Below are 14,671 nucleotides of genomic sequence, written 5' to 3'. Positions count from 1 at the left end.
GGGGGGGGCGGGGGGGGGCCGGCGGGGGGGGGGGGCGGGCCCGCGGGGGCGGGGGGGGGGGGGGGGCGCGGGCGGGGGGCGGGCGGCGCGGGGGGGGGGGGGGGGGGGGCGGCGCGGGCCCCGGCCGTCAGGTGGCCTTGCGGAACTTGGCGACGGCGAGCGGCGCCATCACGACCGTGATGATGCCGGCCCACGCGAGGGTCACCCAGACCGAGTGGGCGATCGGGCCGCCCATCATCAGGCCGCGCGCCGCATCGGCGAGGTTCGACAGCGGGTTGTACTCGGTGAACGTCTGGAGCCAGCCCGGCATCGTCTGGGTCGGCGCGAAGATGGAGGATCCGAACTGAAGGGGCATCAGCACCAGCATTCCCGTCGCCTGGACCGCCTGGGCCGTCTTCATGGCCAGCCCGAGCAGGATGAAGATCCACATGATGGCGGCGCCGAACACCGCCGACAGAGCGACGGCTTCGAGCAGACCGAGGAACGAGGTCTGGATCTCCATGCCGAGCGCGAAACCCATCGCCAGCAGGATGACGGTGGCGACCATCATCCGGCCCAGCTCCACCACGATCTTCGCGATCAGCACCGAGGACCGGGCGATCGGCATCGTGCGGAACCGGTCCATGACGCCCTTGCGGAAGTCGTCGTTGACCCCGGTGCCCACGGCGGAGGCGATGTTCATCCCCATCATGGCCATCAGGCCGGGGATCAGGTAGTTGAGGTACTCCTCCCGGCCGCCGCCGAGGGAGCCGCCGACCGAGCCGCCGAACACGTACGTGAAGAGCAGCGTGAAGATCACCGGCATCAGGAGCGCGTCGAACATCGACTCCGGATCCTTCTTGATCTGGAGCAGGTTGCGCCGGGTCAGCGCCCCGATGTGGCGCAGGTTGGCGCGGAGCCCGATCCTCCCCTCGTCGCCCGACGGCCGGACCGGCGCCCGGTCGATGGGGGACTTCGTCAGCGTGGTCGTGCTCATGCGGCGACCTCCTCGTCGGTCGGAGCGGCGGCGGACGTGGTCTTGCCGCCGGTGATGGCGAGGAAGACCTCGTCCAGGCTGGGCAGTGCGGTGGCGACGTGGGCGAGGGAGAAGCCCCGGGCGCCCAGCAGGCCGATGACGGCGGTCAGTTGCTCGTCGCTCAGGATCGGTACGTACAGCAGGCCCTCGTCCGGGACCGCCTGCGCGCCGGAGACCCCGTCGAGGCCGGCCTCGTGGAGCGCCCGGGCCATCGCCTGCAGGTCGGCCGGGTCGGACGGACGGATCTGGAGGGTCCGGCCGCCGACCTTCGCCTTCAGTTCGTCGACGCCGCCGCGCGCGATGATGCGGCCCTTGTCGATCACCGTCAGCTCGCCGGCGAGCTGCTCGGCCTCCTCCATGTACTGGGTGGTGAGCAGCACGGTCGCCCCTTCGGCGACCATCCGCTGCACCTCGTCCCAGACCTCGTTGCGGGTACGGGGGTCGAGCCCCGTCGTCGGCTCGTCCAAGTAGAGGACGGCCGGGCGGCCGATCATGGAGGCGGCCAGGTCGAGCCGGCGCCGCATGCCGCCGGAGTAGTCCATCGCGGGGCGGCGGGCGGCCTCGGTGAGCGAGAACCGCTCCAGAAGCTCGTCCGCGCGGCTGCGGGCCTCCTTGCGGGACAGGTCGAGGAGCCGGCCGATCATGTAGAGGTTCTCCCAGCCGGAGAGCTTCTCGTCGACGGAGGCGTACTGCCCGGTCAGGCCGATCGTGCGGCGCAGCTGCCGGGGCTGCTTGACCACGTCGTAGCCGGCGACCGTCGCGTGACCCGCGTCCGGCACGATGAGCGTGGAGAGGGCGCGTACGAGCGTCGTCTTGCCCGCGCCGTTCGGGCCGAGCACACCGAGCACGGTGCCCTCGCGTACATCGAGGTCGACACCGTCGAGTGCCTTGGTGGTGCCGTAGTGCTTCACCAGCCCCCGTACTTCGATGGCGATTCCGCGCCCGGGGTTCATGTCGTTTCGCGTCATGTCCACCATGGGACCAGACCCGACCGACAGCTCACCGATATATCGCCGACAGCCGTCCGTCGGGCCGTCACGGGCAGCCGCGTGCCGGGCATGCGCCGGGCGTGCGTCAGCCCGCCGATGGGGGAAGTCGGCGGGCTGACGGTGGTGCCGGAGGTGGCTGTGTGACCGGCGCGGCGGATGCGGCCCGCACGGCCGGAGGGTGGAGTGGGGCGGGCCCGTCCGTACCGTCCGCGGGGGGCGGCACGGGGGCGGGGCCCGCCCGTGCCGTCAGTGGAAGGTGTGCTCCGGCGCCGGGAAGGCGCCGCCGACGACCTCGCCCGCGAACTCCTTCGCCGCGTCACCGAGGACCTGGCGCAGGTTCGCGTACTGCTTGGTGAAGCGCGGCACCTTGCCGCCCGTGAGCCCGACCATGTCGGTGTAGACGAGCACCTGGGCGTCGGTCTCCTTGCCGGCGCCGATCCCGACGGTCGGGATGTGCAGGGTGCGGGTGACCTCGGCGGCCAGCTCGGCGGGCACCAGCTCCAGGACGACCGCGAACGCTCCCGCGTCCTGTACGGCCTTGGCGTCCCGCAGCAGCTGCTGCGCGGCCTCCTCGCCGCGCCCCTGCACCCGGTACCCCATGGAGTTGACCGACTGCGGGGTGAGGCCGATGTGGCCCATGACCGGGATGCCGGACTCGACCAGCAGCCGGATCTGTTCGTGGCTGCGTTCGCCGCCCTCCAGCTTCACGGCGCCGACCCCGGCCTCCTTGACCAGCCGGGTCGCGCTGCGGAGCGCCTGGACGGGGCCCTCCTGGTACGAGCCGAAGGGCAGGTCGCCGACGACGAGGGCGCGCTTGGTGCCCCGTACGACGGCGGCCGAGAGCAGGGTCATCTCGTCCATCGTGACCGGCACGGTGGTGTCGTAACCGAGATGGCAGTTCCCCATGGAGTCGCCGACGAGCAGGACCGGGATGCCGGCCTCGTCGAAGACGGACGCGGTCATCGCGTCGTAGGCGGTCAGCATGGGCCACTTCTCGCCGCGCGCGGTGGCGGCGGCGATGTCGTGGACGGTGATGCGGCGAGTGCCCTTGCCTCCGTACAGCGCCTTGCCGCTGTCGGTGGGGGAGGGCACAACAGGGGGGTGGGCAGACTGATTCTGCGCAGCGTTGAGCGACATGGCCAACGGCTCCTTCGTCATCTCGAGGCGCCCTGACGGCGTCCCCGGATCCCTTCCATGGTGGCATCCCCCGGTGGTGCGCGGGAAGTGGGCCCACGGTTCGCCTTCCACCGGATCGTCGGTGCGGGCCCGGAGGGCCGGGCGGAGACGCGTCGGGAAGGGTAAAGACTTTACAATACGAGACGGTCTCGTATCGAAATGACGCTAGGCTTTCCGTCATGTCCATACCGTCCGGCGCGCCTGCCGCCGTGTCCCGTGTCCCGGAGGCGGTCCACCGTCGCCGTTGGGCCATTCTCGCCGTGCTCATGTTCAGCCTGCTCATCGTGGTGCTGGACAACTCGATCCTGAACGTCGCGGTCAAGACGATCGCCAGTCCCGCGCCGGACGGGATCGGCGCCACCCAGAGCGAGCTGGAGTGGGCGATCAACTCCTACACGCTCGTCTTCGCCGGCCTGCTCTTCACCGCCGGTCTGCTCGGCGACCGCCTCGGCCGCAAGCGGGTGCTGCTCTGCGGCATCACCGTCTTCGTCGTCGGATCCGCGCTCGCCGCCTTCTCCGACACGCCCGGGCAGCTCATCTCCTGGCGTGCGGTGATGGGTCTCGGTGCCGCCTTCGTGATGCCGGCCACCCTCGCCATCCTGATGAACGTCTTCGAGCCCGCCGAACAGCCCAAGGCCATCGGCATCTGGGCCGGCGGCGTCGGCCTGGGCATCGCCATCGGCCCGATCACCGGCGGACTCCTGCTGGAGCACTTCTGGTGGGGCTCGATCTTCCTCGTCAATGTGCCCGTGGGCCTCGTCGCCCTGGTCGCGATGGTGATCCTCGTACCGGACTCGCGCGACCCCAAGCCCGGCCGGCTCGACCCGGTGGGCGTCGTCCTGTCCGTCGTGGGCCTGGTCCTGCTCGTCTACGGCATCATCCGGGGCGGCGAACTCGCCGACTTCACCGACGTCACCGTGCTCGCCCCGGTCGTCGGCGGCGTTGCCGTCCTGATCGCCTTCGTCCTGTACGAGAAGCGCGTCGAGCACCCCGCGCTCGACGTCTCGCACTTCAAGAAGCCGGCGTTCTCCGCCGCCGTCGCCGCCATCGCGCTGGTCTTCTTCGCGCTCATGGGCGTCACCTTCTTCTCCGCCTTCTACCTCCAGAGCGTGCGCGGTTACACCGCGCTCCAGTCCGGACTGCTGGTCCTGCCGCTCGCCGCCGCGCAGATGATCTTCTCGCCGCGCGCCCGGATCGTCGTCCAGCGCTTCGGCGTCCGCGCGGTCTGCACCGTGGGCCTGCTCCTGGTCGCCGGCGGGCTCGCCGCCTTCGCGGCCTTCGACGCCGACACGCCCGTCTGGGTGCTGTGCGTGGTCTTCTTCGTCCAGGGCACCGGAATGGCGCACATCATGCCGCCGGTCACCGTCGCCATCATGCAGACACTGCCCCGCGAGAAGGCCGGTGCGGGCTCCGCCATCAACAACACCTTCCGCCAGGTCGGCGGGGCGCTCGGCATCGCCGTGCTCGGCTCGGTGCTCTCCACCGTCTACCGCGGTGACATCGAGGGCCACCTCTCGGCCGTACCCGCCGGGGCCCGGGACGTCGCCGGAGAGTCGATCGAGGCCACGCTCGGCGTCGCCGCCAAGCTCGGCCCGGCCGGCAAGCCGCTCGCGGCGGCGGCCTCCGACGCCTTCATCGGCGCCATGCACGTCGCCGCCCTCGGCTCCGCCGCCATCGCGCTGGTCGGCGCCGTGGTCGTCGCGCTGTTCCTGCCCGGAAAGTCCGCCGCCGGTCCCCGGCCGCAGGCCCCCGAGCAGCCCGCACCGGTCCCGGCCGAACAGGGCCGCTGAACAGGGCCGCCGGAACAGGGCGACAGCGGCTGAGCCCACGCGATCCCGGCCCGGGCCCCCACCGGCGTACGCCCCGGGGCCCGGGCCTTCGCGGCGGTCCGGATCTCCGCCGCGCCCGAACGGCAGGCGCCGGGCCCGGCGCCGCCCGAACGGTTCCCGCCGGGCCCGGCGGGAAGGCGGGCTTCCGGTCGGCGAGAATCGTTGCAGCGGTCGGACGGGCGAGGAGAGGCGGAATCAGGTGCGGCATCAGGAGCGCGAGCAGGGCCTGGAGCACGGTCGGGAACCAGGCCCGGAACAGGGCTCGGCGCCAGGTCCGCAGGCGAGCCCGGAGCGGGTCCCGGAGCCGGGCCCGGAGTCGAGCGCGGAGCCGAGTCCGGAGTCGGGTCCGGAGCGGGGCCCGGAGTCGGGTCCGGAGGGGGACCCGGCGCACGGGCCGGAGCACGCCCGGGTGCACGACCACGACCGGGGTCCGGGCCGCCCTCGCAGCGCTGCCGCCGAGCGGGCCATCCTGGACGCCGTCATCGCCCTCCTGGAGGCCGGTGAACCCCTTGCCGGACTCTCCATCGAACGCATCGCCCGTACCGCCAAGGTCGGCAAGGCCACCATCTACCGCCGCTGGAACGGCAAGGAAGAGCTTTTCCTCGACGTGCTCCGCGACATGGAACCGCCGGACCCCGTCGTCTCCGGCACCGCCGGACTCGCCGACCTGCGCCTGCTCATGGAGTCCCACCGCACCCGGGGGCTGGCGCAGCGCTCGTCGGTCCTGCTGCACAACGTGTTCGCGCAGATGAAGAGCCACCCCCGGCTCTGGACCGAGTACCAGAACACCGTCGTCGCGCCGCGCCGGGCCGCCATGGTCGCCGCGGTCCGCCGCGCCGTCGCCGCGGGCGAGCTACGGGACGACCTCGACGTCGAGCTGATGGACGACCTGCTCGTCGGCGCGATGCTCGTACGGACGCTGCACCGCCGCGACGCGCCGCTGCCGGAGGACCTGGTCGACCGGGTCATCGACGCCCTCATGCAGGGCCTGGCCCCGGTGTCCGGTCCCGGGGACGCCTCCGGTCCCGGCGACGCGCCGGGCGACGTTGCCCGGCGCTGACCCGTACCGCCCTCCGCCGCCGTCCCGGGCACCGCCGGACGCGAGCGCCGACGCGCCGGACCGGCCCGGCCGGAAATGAGGGGTCGGTCACAGGCCCGGACGGTCCGGCACAAAGCGGAACCCATGGCCCCGTTCCGGTCGTCCTCTTCTCCGTGCCGCCGACACCGGCGGAGGGAAAACGGTCGCCGATCCCCTAGGGTCGAGAACGCGGCGACATGCAGGGCAACGCAGTGAGGAAGCGCGATGGTGCAGGCGTACGGAGCGGACACCGGCAACGACAACGCGGAGCCGCCGCGTGCCGCCTCCCGCTTCCGGGCGGTTCTGGCCCGCCTGAAGGCGGACCGGGGCATCTGGCGGCGCGGCATCGTGATCGCGGCCTGCTCGGTCCTGGTGACGCTGGTGATGGTCTTCCACGCGGAGATCCCCAACCGGCTCGGCAACCTCGGCAGCCTCACGGAGACCTTCCTGCCGTGGATCGGGGTCCTCCTCCCCGTCCTGCTGATCCTCGGCCTCCTGCGGCGCTCCGCCACAGCGCTCCTCGCCCTGCTGCTGCCCCTGATGGTGTGGCTCAATCTCTTCGGCGGCCTGCTGCTCGACGACAAGTCGGGCCCCGGCGGCAACCTCACCGTCGCCACGCACAACGTGAACGCAGGCAACCCCGACCCGGCCGGCACCGCCGAACAGGTCGCCGGCTCCGGCGCGGACGTGGTGGCCCTCCAGGAACTCCCGAGCAGCCAGGTCACCGCGTACGAGAAGGCGCTCGACGGGCCCTACCCGTACCACTCGGTCCAGGGCACCGTCGGCCTCTGGAGCAAGTACCCGCTCAGCAACACCCGCCCCGTGGACATCAAGATGGGCTGGGTCCGGGCCATGCGGTCCACCGTCACCGCCCCCGGCGGCAAGGTCGCCGTGTACGTCGCCCACCTGCCGTCCGTCCGCGTCAAGCTGCACGCAGGGTTCACCGCCAACCAGCGCGACAACAGCGCCGACGCCCTCGGCGAGGCCATCTCCGACGAGCCGCTGAGCCGGGTCGTCCTCCTCGGCGACCTCAACGGCACCATGAACGACCGCGCCCTGCGGGCCGTCACCTCGCAGATGCGGTCCACCCAGGGCGCCGCCGGCGACGGCTTCGGCTTCAGCTGGCCCGCCGCGTTCCCCATGGCCCGCATCGACCAGATCATGGTCCGGGGCGTGGAGCCGATGTCCTCGTGGACGCTCGCCGCGACCGACAGCGACCACCTGCCGATCGCCGCCCGCGTCCAGCTCTGACCGCGCCCGTACGAGCGGCGAGCGTCAGCGGCGCGTGGCTCCGCGCGAGCCGGCGGGGCGGGGCCGTGGTGACCGGCCGGGGCCCGGCCGACGCCCGGGCCGAACTCCGCCGAAACGACCCGTTCACCTCCAGGAACGGATCGTCTGCCACACTTTGTTCAGGTTGCTGACCTGAGTATGCCTGGCAGAGCCGCCGGAGCACCGCCGCCCGTCCTTCGACCTCCGCACGTCCCCTCTCCGCCCGGTCCGCGCGCACGTCCGCGCGGCCGACCGCTGCGCCACGTCCCCGTACGGTCGTACCGTCCGCTCCCGGACCCAGGCGCGCGCCCTCCTGCTGAAAGGTTCCTTCCCCATGCCTCTGGCCTTGCTCGCCCTGGCGGTGAGCGCCTTCGGCATAGGCACCACCGAGTTCGTGATGATGGGGCTGCTGCCCAATGTCGCGGACGACCTGGGTACCTCGGTACCCACCGCCGGTTACCTCGTCTCCGCCTATGCGATCGGCGTCGTGCTCGGCGCCCCGCTGCTCACGGCCCTCGGCTCCCGCATCCCGCGCAAGCGGATGCTCCTGCTGCTGATGTCGCTCTTCGTCCTCGGCAACGCCGCCTCCGCCTTCGCCCCCGGCTTCGGCTGGCTGGTCGCCGGCCGCCTGATCGCGGGCTTGCCGCACGGCGCGTTCTTCGGCGTCGGCGCGGTCGTCGCCGCCCGCCTGGTCCCGGAGGGCCGGCAGGCACGGGCCGTCGCACGCATGTTCCTCGGCCTCACCGTGGCCAACATCGTCGGCGTACCGGCGGCGACCCTGCTGGGCCAGCACCTCGGCTGGCGGGCGACGTTCGTCGTGGTGGCCGTGATCGGGCTGCTCTCCCTGGCCGCCCTGGCCCGGCTGATCCCGCAGATCCCGGTCGCCGAGCACCAGGACGTACGCCACGAACTGCGGGCGCTCGGCAACCGACAGGTGATCCTCGGCCTGCTCACCGCCGTCTTCGGCTTCGGCGGCGTGTTCGCCGTGTACTCCTACCTCTCGTCCATGACCACCGAGGCGATGGGCTTCGGCGAGTCCTCGGTCACCCTCGTACTGGCCCTGTTCGGCATCGGCATGACCCTCGGCGCGCTCGCCGCCGGACCGCTCACCGACCGCGCGCTGCGGCCGACGCTCTTCGGCTCCCTGGGCGCGCTCACCGTCGTCCTGCTGCTCTTTCCGTTCACCGTGCACGTGCAGTGGCTGGCGCTGGTGATGGTGGTCCTGCTCGGAGCGGTCGGCTTCATGACGACGACCCCGCTCCAGATGCTGGTGATGCGCAAGGCGAAGGACGCCCCCACCCTGGCCTCCGCCTCCAACCACTCGGCGTTCAACCTGGCCAACGCGGGCGGCGCCTGGCTCGGCGGCGCGGCCATCTCGGCGGGCTGGGGCTGGACCTCGCCCGCTCCGGTCGGCGCGGCCCTCGCCGTCGTGGGCCTCGGTATCGCGGTCACCGCGACCGTCCTGGACCGCGACCGCGACCCGTCGCGCGTCGTGGCCGGCGGGGCGGAGGCGCCTGCGACCAGCCGGGAGGCCCTGCGTACCGCGCCGGGGGAGTGAGCCGGCTCCGCCCGGCGACTCGGCACCGGACGCACCGGACGCACCGGACGCACCGGACGGCGTCGCGCCCGCGGTCCGGCCGGACGCACCGGACCGCGTCGCGCCCGCGGTCCGGCCCGTCCGCGCTCTACGGAAGGTCCTTCGCGGGCGCCTCGCGCCAGTGGTTCGTGACCGGCAGCCGCCGGTCCTTGCCGAACCCCTTGGGCGAGATCTTCGTGCCCGGCGGGTACTGCCGCCGCTTGTACTCGGCGGTGTCGACCAGCCGCAGCGTCCGGACCACCAGCTCCTCGTCGAAGCCCGCCGCGACGATCGCGTCCCGGCCCTGGTCCCGGTCGACGTACAGCTCCAGAATCCGGTCCAGCACCTCGTAGTCCGGCAGCGAGTCGGTGTCCACCTGCCCCGGCCGAAGCTCGGCGCTGGGCGGCTTGGTGATCGACGCCTCCGGGATCGGCGGGATCCGGCCCCGCTCCTCGGCGGCCCGGTTGCGCCACCTCGCCAGCCGGAAGACCGACGTCTTGTAGACGTCCTTGATCGGCCCGTACGCCCCCACCGAGTCCCCGTACAGCGTCGAATAGCCCACCGCCAGCTCCGACTTGTTGCCCGGCGCGAGCACGATCCGGCCCTCCTGGTTGGAGAGCGCCATCAGCGTGGTGCCGCGCAGCCGCGACTGGAGGTTCTCCTCGGCGAGCCCGGTGAGCTCCAGCGACCCCATGAACGCGTCGAACATCGGCTCGATCGGTACGGTGCGGTAGTTCAGCCCGGTACGCCGGGCCAGCTCGGCCGCGTCGTCCCGGGAATGGTCCGAGGAGTACTTCGACGGCATCGAGACGCCATGGACGTTCGACGCCCCCAGCGCGTCGCAGGCGAGCACAGCGACGAGCGCCGAGTCGATGCCGCCGGAGAGCCCCACCAGCACACTGCTGAAACCGTTCTTCGCGGCGTACGCGCGCAGCCCCACGACCAGCGCGGAGTACAGCTCCTCGTCGTCGTCGAGCCGCTCGGCGTACCCGCCCGCCAGCTCGGGGACGTACGCCGGGAGCGGTTCCGCGGAGAGGACGACGTGGTCGATGCGGAGCCCGTCGTTCACCTCGCCGGACGGCGGCTCGGCCGCCGCGGCCGGCAGTTCGAGGTCGAGGATCACGCTGCCCTCCGCGAACTGCGGTGCGCGGGCGATCACTTCGCCCTCCGCGTCCACCACGAGGGAGTCGCCGTCGAAGACCAGCTCGTCCTGGCCGCCGATCATGGCCAGGTACGCGGTGGTGCACCCGGCCTCCCGGGCCCGCCTGCGGACCAGTTCGAGGCGGGTGTCGTCCTTGTCCCGCTCGTACGGCGAGGCGTTGATCGACAGCAGCAGCCCGGCGCCCGCCGCGCGGGCCGCGGGGACGCGCCCGCCGTCCTGCCAGAGGTCCTCACAGATGGCGAGCGCCACATCGATGCCGTGCACCCGCACGATCGGCATCGAGTCGCCCGGCACGAAGTACCGGAACTCGTCGAACACCCCGTAGTTGGGCAGGTGGTGCTTGGCGAAGCTCAGCGCGATCCGCCCCTTGTGCAGCACCGCAGCCGCGTTGCGCGGCGAACCGGCGGGCTGGCCGTACCGGGCAGCCGCGTGCTCGGAGCGGTCGAGATGGCCGACGACCACCGGCAGTTCGCCGAACCCCTCCGCGTCGAGCCGGGCGGCGAGCGCACGCAGCGCCGACCGCGAGGCCTCGACGAAGGACGACCGCAGCGCCAGGTCCTCCACGGGATAGCCGGTCAGCACCATCTCGGGGAAGGCCACGAGGTGGGCACCCAGCTCGGCGGCGTGCCGGGTCCAGCGGACGATCGTGTCGGCGTTGCCGGTGAGATCGCCGACCGTCGAGTCGATCTGGTTGAGTGCGAGGCGTAGTTGAGGCACGCCCGCAGTGTAATCGTCTTACTGACGCGATGTCCTGGGGGTCAATGATTCCGCTCCTGAGCAAGGAAGTTGACCGGCCCCGCGCCGGGCTGGTCAGCCCCGCGCGTACACCTGGCCCGCCCAGTCGGCGATCTGGTCCCCGCTGAGGTGCTGCGCCAGGTCGGCCTCGCTGATCATGCCGACCAGCTTCTTGTTCTCGACGACCGGGAGCCGCCGGATGCGGTGGGACCGCATCTCCTCCAGCACCGCGTCCACCCCGGCGCCGGAGTCGATCCAGCGCGGGGTTCCGTGGCAGAGGTCGCCCGCCGTCACCTCCGAGGGATCGTGACCGCTCGCCACACAGGCGACGACGATGTCCCGGTCGGTGATGATCCCGACCATCCGGTCCTTCGCGCCCTCGGCCGAGACGGGCAGCGAGCCCACCTCGTGGTCGCGCATCATCTGGGCGGCGCGGTCGAGCGTCTCGTGCGCCGGAATCCAGGTGGCGCCGGGATGCATGATGTCCTTCGCCGTGGTCATGGGGTCCTCCTGCGAACCGATCCGTGCCTGAGCACACCCCCGTACGGCCCCGAGTCCATCCCCCATCGTCCTCGGCAGCACGCGTCACCGCCGACCGATATCACCCATTCGAGTGAAAGCGGAACGCGATGCGCCCCTCACTCGTCCGTGGGCTCGGGGCCGTACGGGCGGTGAGGGGCGGGTGCGGCAGGCTCTCAGCGGCGGGGGTGCGCCCCCCGTTCGGCCAGCAGTTGTGCCATCAGGTCGAGCTCGGCCTGCTGGGCGTCCACCATGCCCTGCGCGAGTCGCCGCTCGGCCGGTACCGCGCACCGCTCCGCGCAGCTGCGGGCCATGGCGATGCCGCTCTTGTGGTGGTCGGTCATCAGCTGGAGGAACAGCACCTCGGCGGCCCGCCCCCGCGCGGCGCCGAGCTGCTTCAGCTCAGCGCGGGTGGCCATGCCGGCCATCCGCGTACCGGCCCCGGGACGGGCCGCGCCCTGCCCCGTGCCGTTCGCCCCGGTCATGTCCTGCGCGTGGTCCATGCCCTCCATACCCTCCATGCCGGCCATCCCGGCCATGTCGGGGTCCGTGCCGGCCGCCCGCTCCGTGCCGCCCGGCGAGGACGGGGCGTCCTGGGCGCCCATCCACGCCGTGGGCCGTCCGGGCGGGGCGACCTTCGGCAGCCCCCACAGGTCGAGCCAGCCCAGCAGCATCCCGCGCTGGTTGGACTGGGTGCGGGCGATGTCGTACGCGAGCCGGCGCACGTCCTCGTCGCGCGTGCCGTCCCGCACCACGAACGACATGTCCACCGCCTGCTGATGGTGGACGGCCATGTCCTGCGCGAACCCGGCGTCCGCCGAGTCGACGGCAGGAAGCCCCTGCCCGGGCCCGGACCCCTGCCCGTACCCCTGCGCCCGCTGCTCGCCGTCCTCCCGCGCACCGTCGGAGCGGGCGGTCACGAGCGCCGCCGTACCGCCTCCGACCAGCACCGCGACCGCCAGCACCCCCGCCGCGACCCAGCGCGGGCGCGTCGTACGCGCCGTACCGCCGGTCATCGGGGAGCCGCCAGACCGCCCGTGCACGGCGCGCCGGGCTCCGGGGTCTGCGGGCCCTGAACGTAAGCGGAGAGGAACCGGTCCACCCGCGCGTCGTCCGGACCGTCCACCGTGAGCTGCTTCCCCCAGGCGCTGAGCATGACGGCGCCCGACTGGCCGGGATAGGGGCTGAGCAGAGTGAACGAGGTCGCCCTGACCCGGGCGGCGAGCGTGCGCACCGCGTCGGTGGACGCGCTGCCGTTGTACGTGATCCACACCGCGCCGTGTTCCAGGGAGTGGACGGCGTTCACGTTCGCGAGCGGCGTTTTGTATACGTCGCCGTCGCAGTTCATCCAGGTCGGGTCGTGGTCCCCGCCCACCGGAGGTGCCATCGGGTAGTGGACCTCGTGGGTCACGTGGTTGCGGGTCAGTCGGCTCGCGTCCCAGGACTTCACGCCCGGAATCGCCGGTACCGCCGCCGCGCCGGCCGCCCGCGAGGGCTCCGTACCGCCCGGCTTGGAGTCCTCGGCCGCGGTGGTCACCAGATCGGCCCGTGAGGCCGGGCCGTCCAGCACCCCGGAGCCGCCGAACCCCACCAGACCTGCGACGACGGCCACGCCGGCCGCTATGGCCAGGACCCTGCCGCGCACCGGGCGGCGCCGCTGGGGGAGCGGGGCCGGGGGCGTCGGAACCTGGGGAGGCGGCGGGGAAAGGCTCATGATGTCGAGTCCTTCTGGGAGGAGCAGGGAGGGAGCGAACGAGTCGCACGAACCCCTGTGCGAGAGTCGGTTGCGCGTGCGCACGTGCCCCAGCACATGGGGGCCGCCGATCGTAGTGGGTGGCCGCGTGCTCTCTCTCACACCGTGTGCGTAATCTGGGTGAAATCCCGGGTCGTGATACTGGAGTGACTCCCCTACCCCGGGCGGTGGTGCGCGGACCGTCTGAACTGCAAGGATGTGGCTATGGACAAGCAGCAGGAATTCGTCCTCAGGACGCTTGAGGAACGTGACATCCGGTTCGTACGACTGTGGTTCACCGATGTCCTCGGGTTCCTCAAGTCCGTCGCCGTGGCTCCGGCCGAGCTGGAACAGGCCTTCGACGAGGGCATCGGCTTCGACGGTTCGGCGATCGAGGGCTTCGCCCGCGTCTACGAATCGGACATGATCGCCAAGCCGGACCCGGGCACCTTCCAGATCCTGCCCTGGCGCGCGGAGGCCCCCGGCACCGCCCGCATGTTCTGCGACATCCTGATGCCGGACGGCTCGCCGTCCTTCGCGGACCCCCGCTTCGTCCTCAAGCGCATCCTCGCGAAGACGTCCGACCTCGGTTTCACCTTCTACACCCACCCCGAGATCGAGTTCTTCCTGCTGAAGGACAAGCCGGTCGACGGCACCCGGCCCACCCCGGCCGACAGCTCGGGCTACTTCGACCACACCCCGCAGAACGTCGGCATGGACTTCCGCCGCCAGGCGATCACCATGCTCGAATCGATGGGTATCTCGGTCGAGTTCAGCCACCACGAGGGCGCCCCCGGCCAGCAGGAGATCGACCTGCGGTACGCCGACGCGCTCTCCACCGCCGACAACATCATGACGTTCCGCCTCGTCATGAAGCAGGTCGCGCTGGAGCAGGGCGTGCAGGCCACCTTCATGCCGAAGCCGTTTTCGGAGTACCCGGGTTCGGGCATGCACACCCACCTCTCCCTCTTCGAGGGCGACCGCAACGCCTTCTACGAGTCCGGTGCCGAGTACCAGCTCTCCAAGGTCGGCCGCTCCTTCATCGCCGGCCTGCTCCGCCACGCCGCCGAGATCTCCGCCGTCACCAACCAGTGGGTCAACTCCTACAAGCGCATCTGGGGCGGCTCCGCCCGCAGCGCCGGCGCGGGCGGCGAAGCACCCTCGTACATCTGCTGGGGCCACAACAACCGCTCCGCGCTCATCCGCGTCCCGATGTACAAGCCCGGCAAGAACGGTTCCGCGCGCGTCGAGGTCCGCTCCATCGACTCCGGCGCCAACCCCTACCTCACGTACGCGGTCCTCCTCGCGGCGGGCCTCAAGGGCATCGAGGAGGGCTACGAACTCCCGGCCGGCGCCGACGACGACGTCTGGGCCCTCTCCGACTCCGAGCGCCGCGCGATGGGCATCGAGCCCCTCCCGCAGAACCTCGGCGAGGCCATCTCCCTGATGGAGAAGAGCGAACTCGTCGCGGAGACGCTGGGCGAGCACGTCTTCGACTTCTTCCTCCGCAACAAGAAGCGCGAGTGGGAGGAGTACCGCAGCGAGGTCACCGCGTTCGAGCGGAAGGCGCTGCTGCCGGTGCTGTAGGGGC

At 72.0% G+C, this 14,671-nt stretch carries 12 protein-coding genes; 5 read left to right on the top strand and 7 right to left on the bottom strand.

Features of this window, described 5'->3' with window-relative positions; genetic code table 11:
* Nucleotides 1–127: 127 nt before the first annotated feature.
* The 3 genes from ACFZAX_RS19410 to panB all read right to left on the bottom strand — a co-directional run bounded on the left by ACFZAX_RS19410 (nucleotide 128) and on the right by panB (nucleotide 3,141).
* Nucleotides 128–976 (bottom strand): ABC transporter permease, encoded by an 849-nt coding sequence (locus ACFZAX_RS19410; protein ID WP_390962932.1) that lies wholly within the window; start codon nucleotides 974–976, stop codon nucleotides 128–130.
* On the bottom strand, nucleotides 973–1,992 hold the full coding sequence (locus ACFZAX_RS19405) for an ATP-binding cassette domain-containing protein (protein WP_390962929.1): 1,020 nt from the start codon (nucleotides 1,990–1,992) through the stop codon (nucleotides 973–975). The genes ACFZAX_RS19410 and ACFZAX_RS19405 overlap by 4 nt, the downstream gene beginning before the upstream one ends.
* A 258-nt stretch (nucleotides 1,993–2,250) precedes the next feature.
* Nucleotides 2,251–3,141 (bottom strand): 3-methyl-2-oxobutanoate hydroxymethyltransferase, encoded by an 891-nt coding sequence (gene panB / locus ACFZAX_RS19400; protein WP_390962927.1) that lies wholly within the window; start codon nucleotides 3,139–3,141, stop codon nucleotides 2,251–2,253.
* 218 nt (nucleotides 3,142–3,359) lie between these two features.
* On the opposite strand from panB, the gene ACFZAX_RS19395 reads away from it, so the two are divergent.
* From ACFZAX_RS19395 to ACFZAX_RS19380, 4 genes are all read left to right on the top strand, one after another.
* Complete coding sequence (locus ACFZAX_RS19395; protein ID WP_390962925.1) at nucleotides 3,360–4,970, top strand: DHA2 family efflux MFS transporter permease subunit; 1,611 nt, start codon at nucleotides 3,360–3,362, stop codon at nucleotides 4,968–4,970.
* A 238-nt stretch (nucleotides 4,971–5,208) separates the two neighbouring features.
* A complete protein-coding gene (locus tag ACFZAX_RS19390; RefSeq protein ID WP_390962923.1) occupies nucleotides 5,209–6,069 on the top strand; it encodes a TetR/AcrR family transcriptional regulator C-terminal ligand-binding domain-containing protein in 861 nt (286 codons plus the stop codon).
* A 243-nt stretch (nucleotides 6,070–6,312) separates the two neighbouring features.
* Complete coding sequence (locus ACFZAX_RS19385) at nucleotides 6,313–7,338, top strand: endonuclease/exonuclease/phosphatase family protein (protein WP_390962921.1); 1,026 nt, start codon at nucleotides 6,313–6,315, stop codon at nucleotides 7,336–7,338.
* A gap of 352 nt (nucleotides 7,339–7,690) precedes the next feature.
* Nucleotides 7,691–8,914 carry an MFS transporter gene (locus ACFZAX_RS19380; RefSeq protein WP_390962919.1) on the top strand — a complete coding sequence of 408 codons (1,224 nt, stop codon included), beginning with the start codon at nucleotides 7,691–7,693 and terminating at the stop codon, nucleotides 8,912–8,914.
* Nucleotides 8,915–9,041: 127 nt separating this feature from the next.
* Here the strand turns inward: ACFZAX_RS19380 and ACFZAX_RS19375 are convergent, their stop codons facing one another.
* From ACFZAX_RS19375 to ACFZAX_RS19360, 4 genes are all read right to left on the bottom strand, one after another.
* On the bottom strand, nucleotides 9,042–10,811 hold the full coding sequence (locus ACFZAX_RS19375; RefSeq protein WP_390962917.1) for an NAD+ synthase: 1,770 nt from the start codon (nucleotides 10,809–10,811) through the stop codon (nucleotides 9,042–9,044).
* Nucleotides 10,812–10,904: 93 nt separating this feature from the next.
* Nucleotides 10,905–11,330: a CBS domain-containing protein gene (locus ACFZAX_RS19370; RefSeq protein WP_390962916.1), complete on the bottom strand. Its 426-nt coding sequence runs from the start codon at nucleotides 11,328–11,330 to the stop codon at nucleotides 10,905–10,907.
* Between the two features lie 194 nt (nucleotides 11,331–11,524).
* The gene (locus ACFZAX_RS19365) at nucleotides 11,525–12,364 is read right to left on the bottom strand and encodes a DUF305 domain-containing protein (protein ID WP_390962914.1); all 840 of its coding nucleotides are present in this window, start codon (nucleotides 12,362–12,364) and stop codon (nucleotides 11,525–11,527) included.
* Complete coding sequence (locus tag ACFZAX_RS19360) at nucleotides 12,361–13,062, bottom strand: DUF3105 domain-containing protein (protein ID WP_390962912.1); 702 nt, start codon at nucleotides 13,060–13,062, stop codon at nucleotides 12,361–12,363. The genes ACFZAX_RS19365 and ACFZAX_RS19360 overlap by 4 nt, the downstream gene beginning before the upstream one ends.
* 243 nt (nucleotides 13,063–13,305) lie before the next feature.
* On the opposite strand from ACFZAX_RS19360, the gene glnA reads away from it, so the two are divergent.
* Nucleotides 13,306–14,667, top strand: coding sequence for a type I glutamate--ammonia ligase (gene glnA / locus ACFZAX_RS19355; RefSeq protein ID WP_266703648.1), 1,362 nt, complete (start codon nucleotides 13,306–13,308; stop codon nucleotides 14,665–14,667).
* Nucleotides 14,668–14,671 lie beyond the last annotated feature (4 nt).

This window comes from Streptomyces sp. NPDC008125, from assembly GCF_042957125.1.
In the GTDB taxonomy this organism is placed as follows: Bacteria; Actinomycetota; Actinomycetes; order Streptomycetales; family Streptomycetaceae; genus Streptomyces.
This window is presented reverse-complemented; position numbering and strand designations above follow the sequence as displayed.

Excerpts from the sequence above, each read along its gene's own strand:
- ACFZAX_RS19380 (WP_390962919.1), top strand. The coding sequence starts at position 7,691 with ATGCCTCTGGCCTTGCTCGCCCTGGCGGTGAGCGCCTTCGGCATAGGC.
- ACFZAX_RS19370 (WP_390962916.1), bottom strand. The coding sequence starts at position 11,330 with ATGACCACGGCGAAGGACATCATGCATCCCGGCGCCACCTGGATTCCG.
- ACFZAX_RS19360 (WP_390962912.1), bottom strand. The coding sequence starts at position 13,062 with ATGAGCCTTTCCCCGCCGCCTCCCCAGGTTCCGACGCCCCCGGCCCCG.
- ACFZAX_RS19365 (WP_390962914.1), bottom strand. The coding sequence starts at position 12,364 with ATGACCGGCGGTACGGCGCGTACGACGCGCCCGCGCTGGGTCGCGGCG.
- ACFZAX_RS19405 (WP_390962929.1), bottom strand. The coding sequence starts at position 1,992 with ATGGTGGACATGACGCGAAACGACATGAACCCCGGGCGCGGAATCGCC.
- panB (WP_390962927.1), bottom strand. The coding sequence starts at position 3,141 with ATGTCGCTCAACGCTGCGCAGAATCAGTCTGCCCACCCCCCTGTTGTG.
- ACFZAX_RS19385 (WP_390962921.1), top strand. The coding sequence starts at position 6,313 with ATGGTGCAGGCGTACGGAGCGGACACCGGCAACGACAACGCGGAGCCG.
- glnA (WP_266703648.1), top strand. The coding sequence starts at position 13,306 with ATGGACAAGCAGCAGGAATTCGTCCTCAGGACGCTTGAGGAACGTGAC.
- ACFZAX_RS19395 (WP_390962925.1), top strand. The coding sequence starts at position 3,360 with ATGTCCATACCGTCCGGCGCGCCTGCCGCCGTGTCCCGTGTCCCGGAG.
- ACFZAX_RS19410 (WP_390962932.1), bottom strand. The coding sequence starts at position 976 with ATGAGCACGACCACGCTGACGAAGTCCCCCATCGACCGGGCGCCGGTC.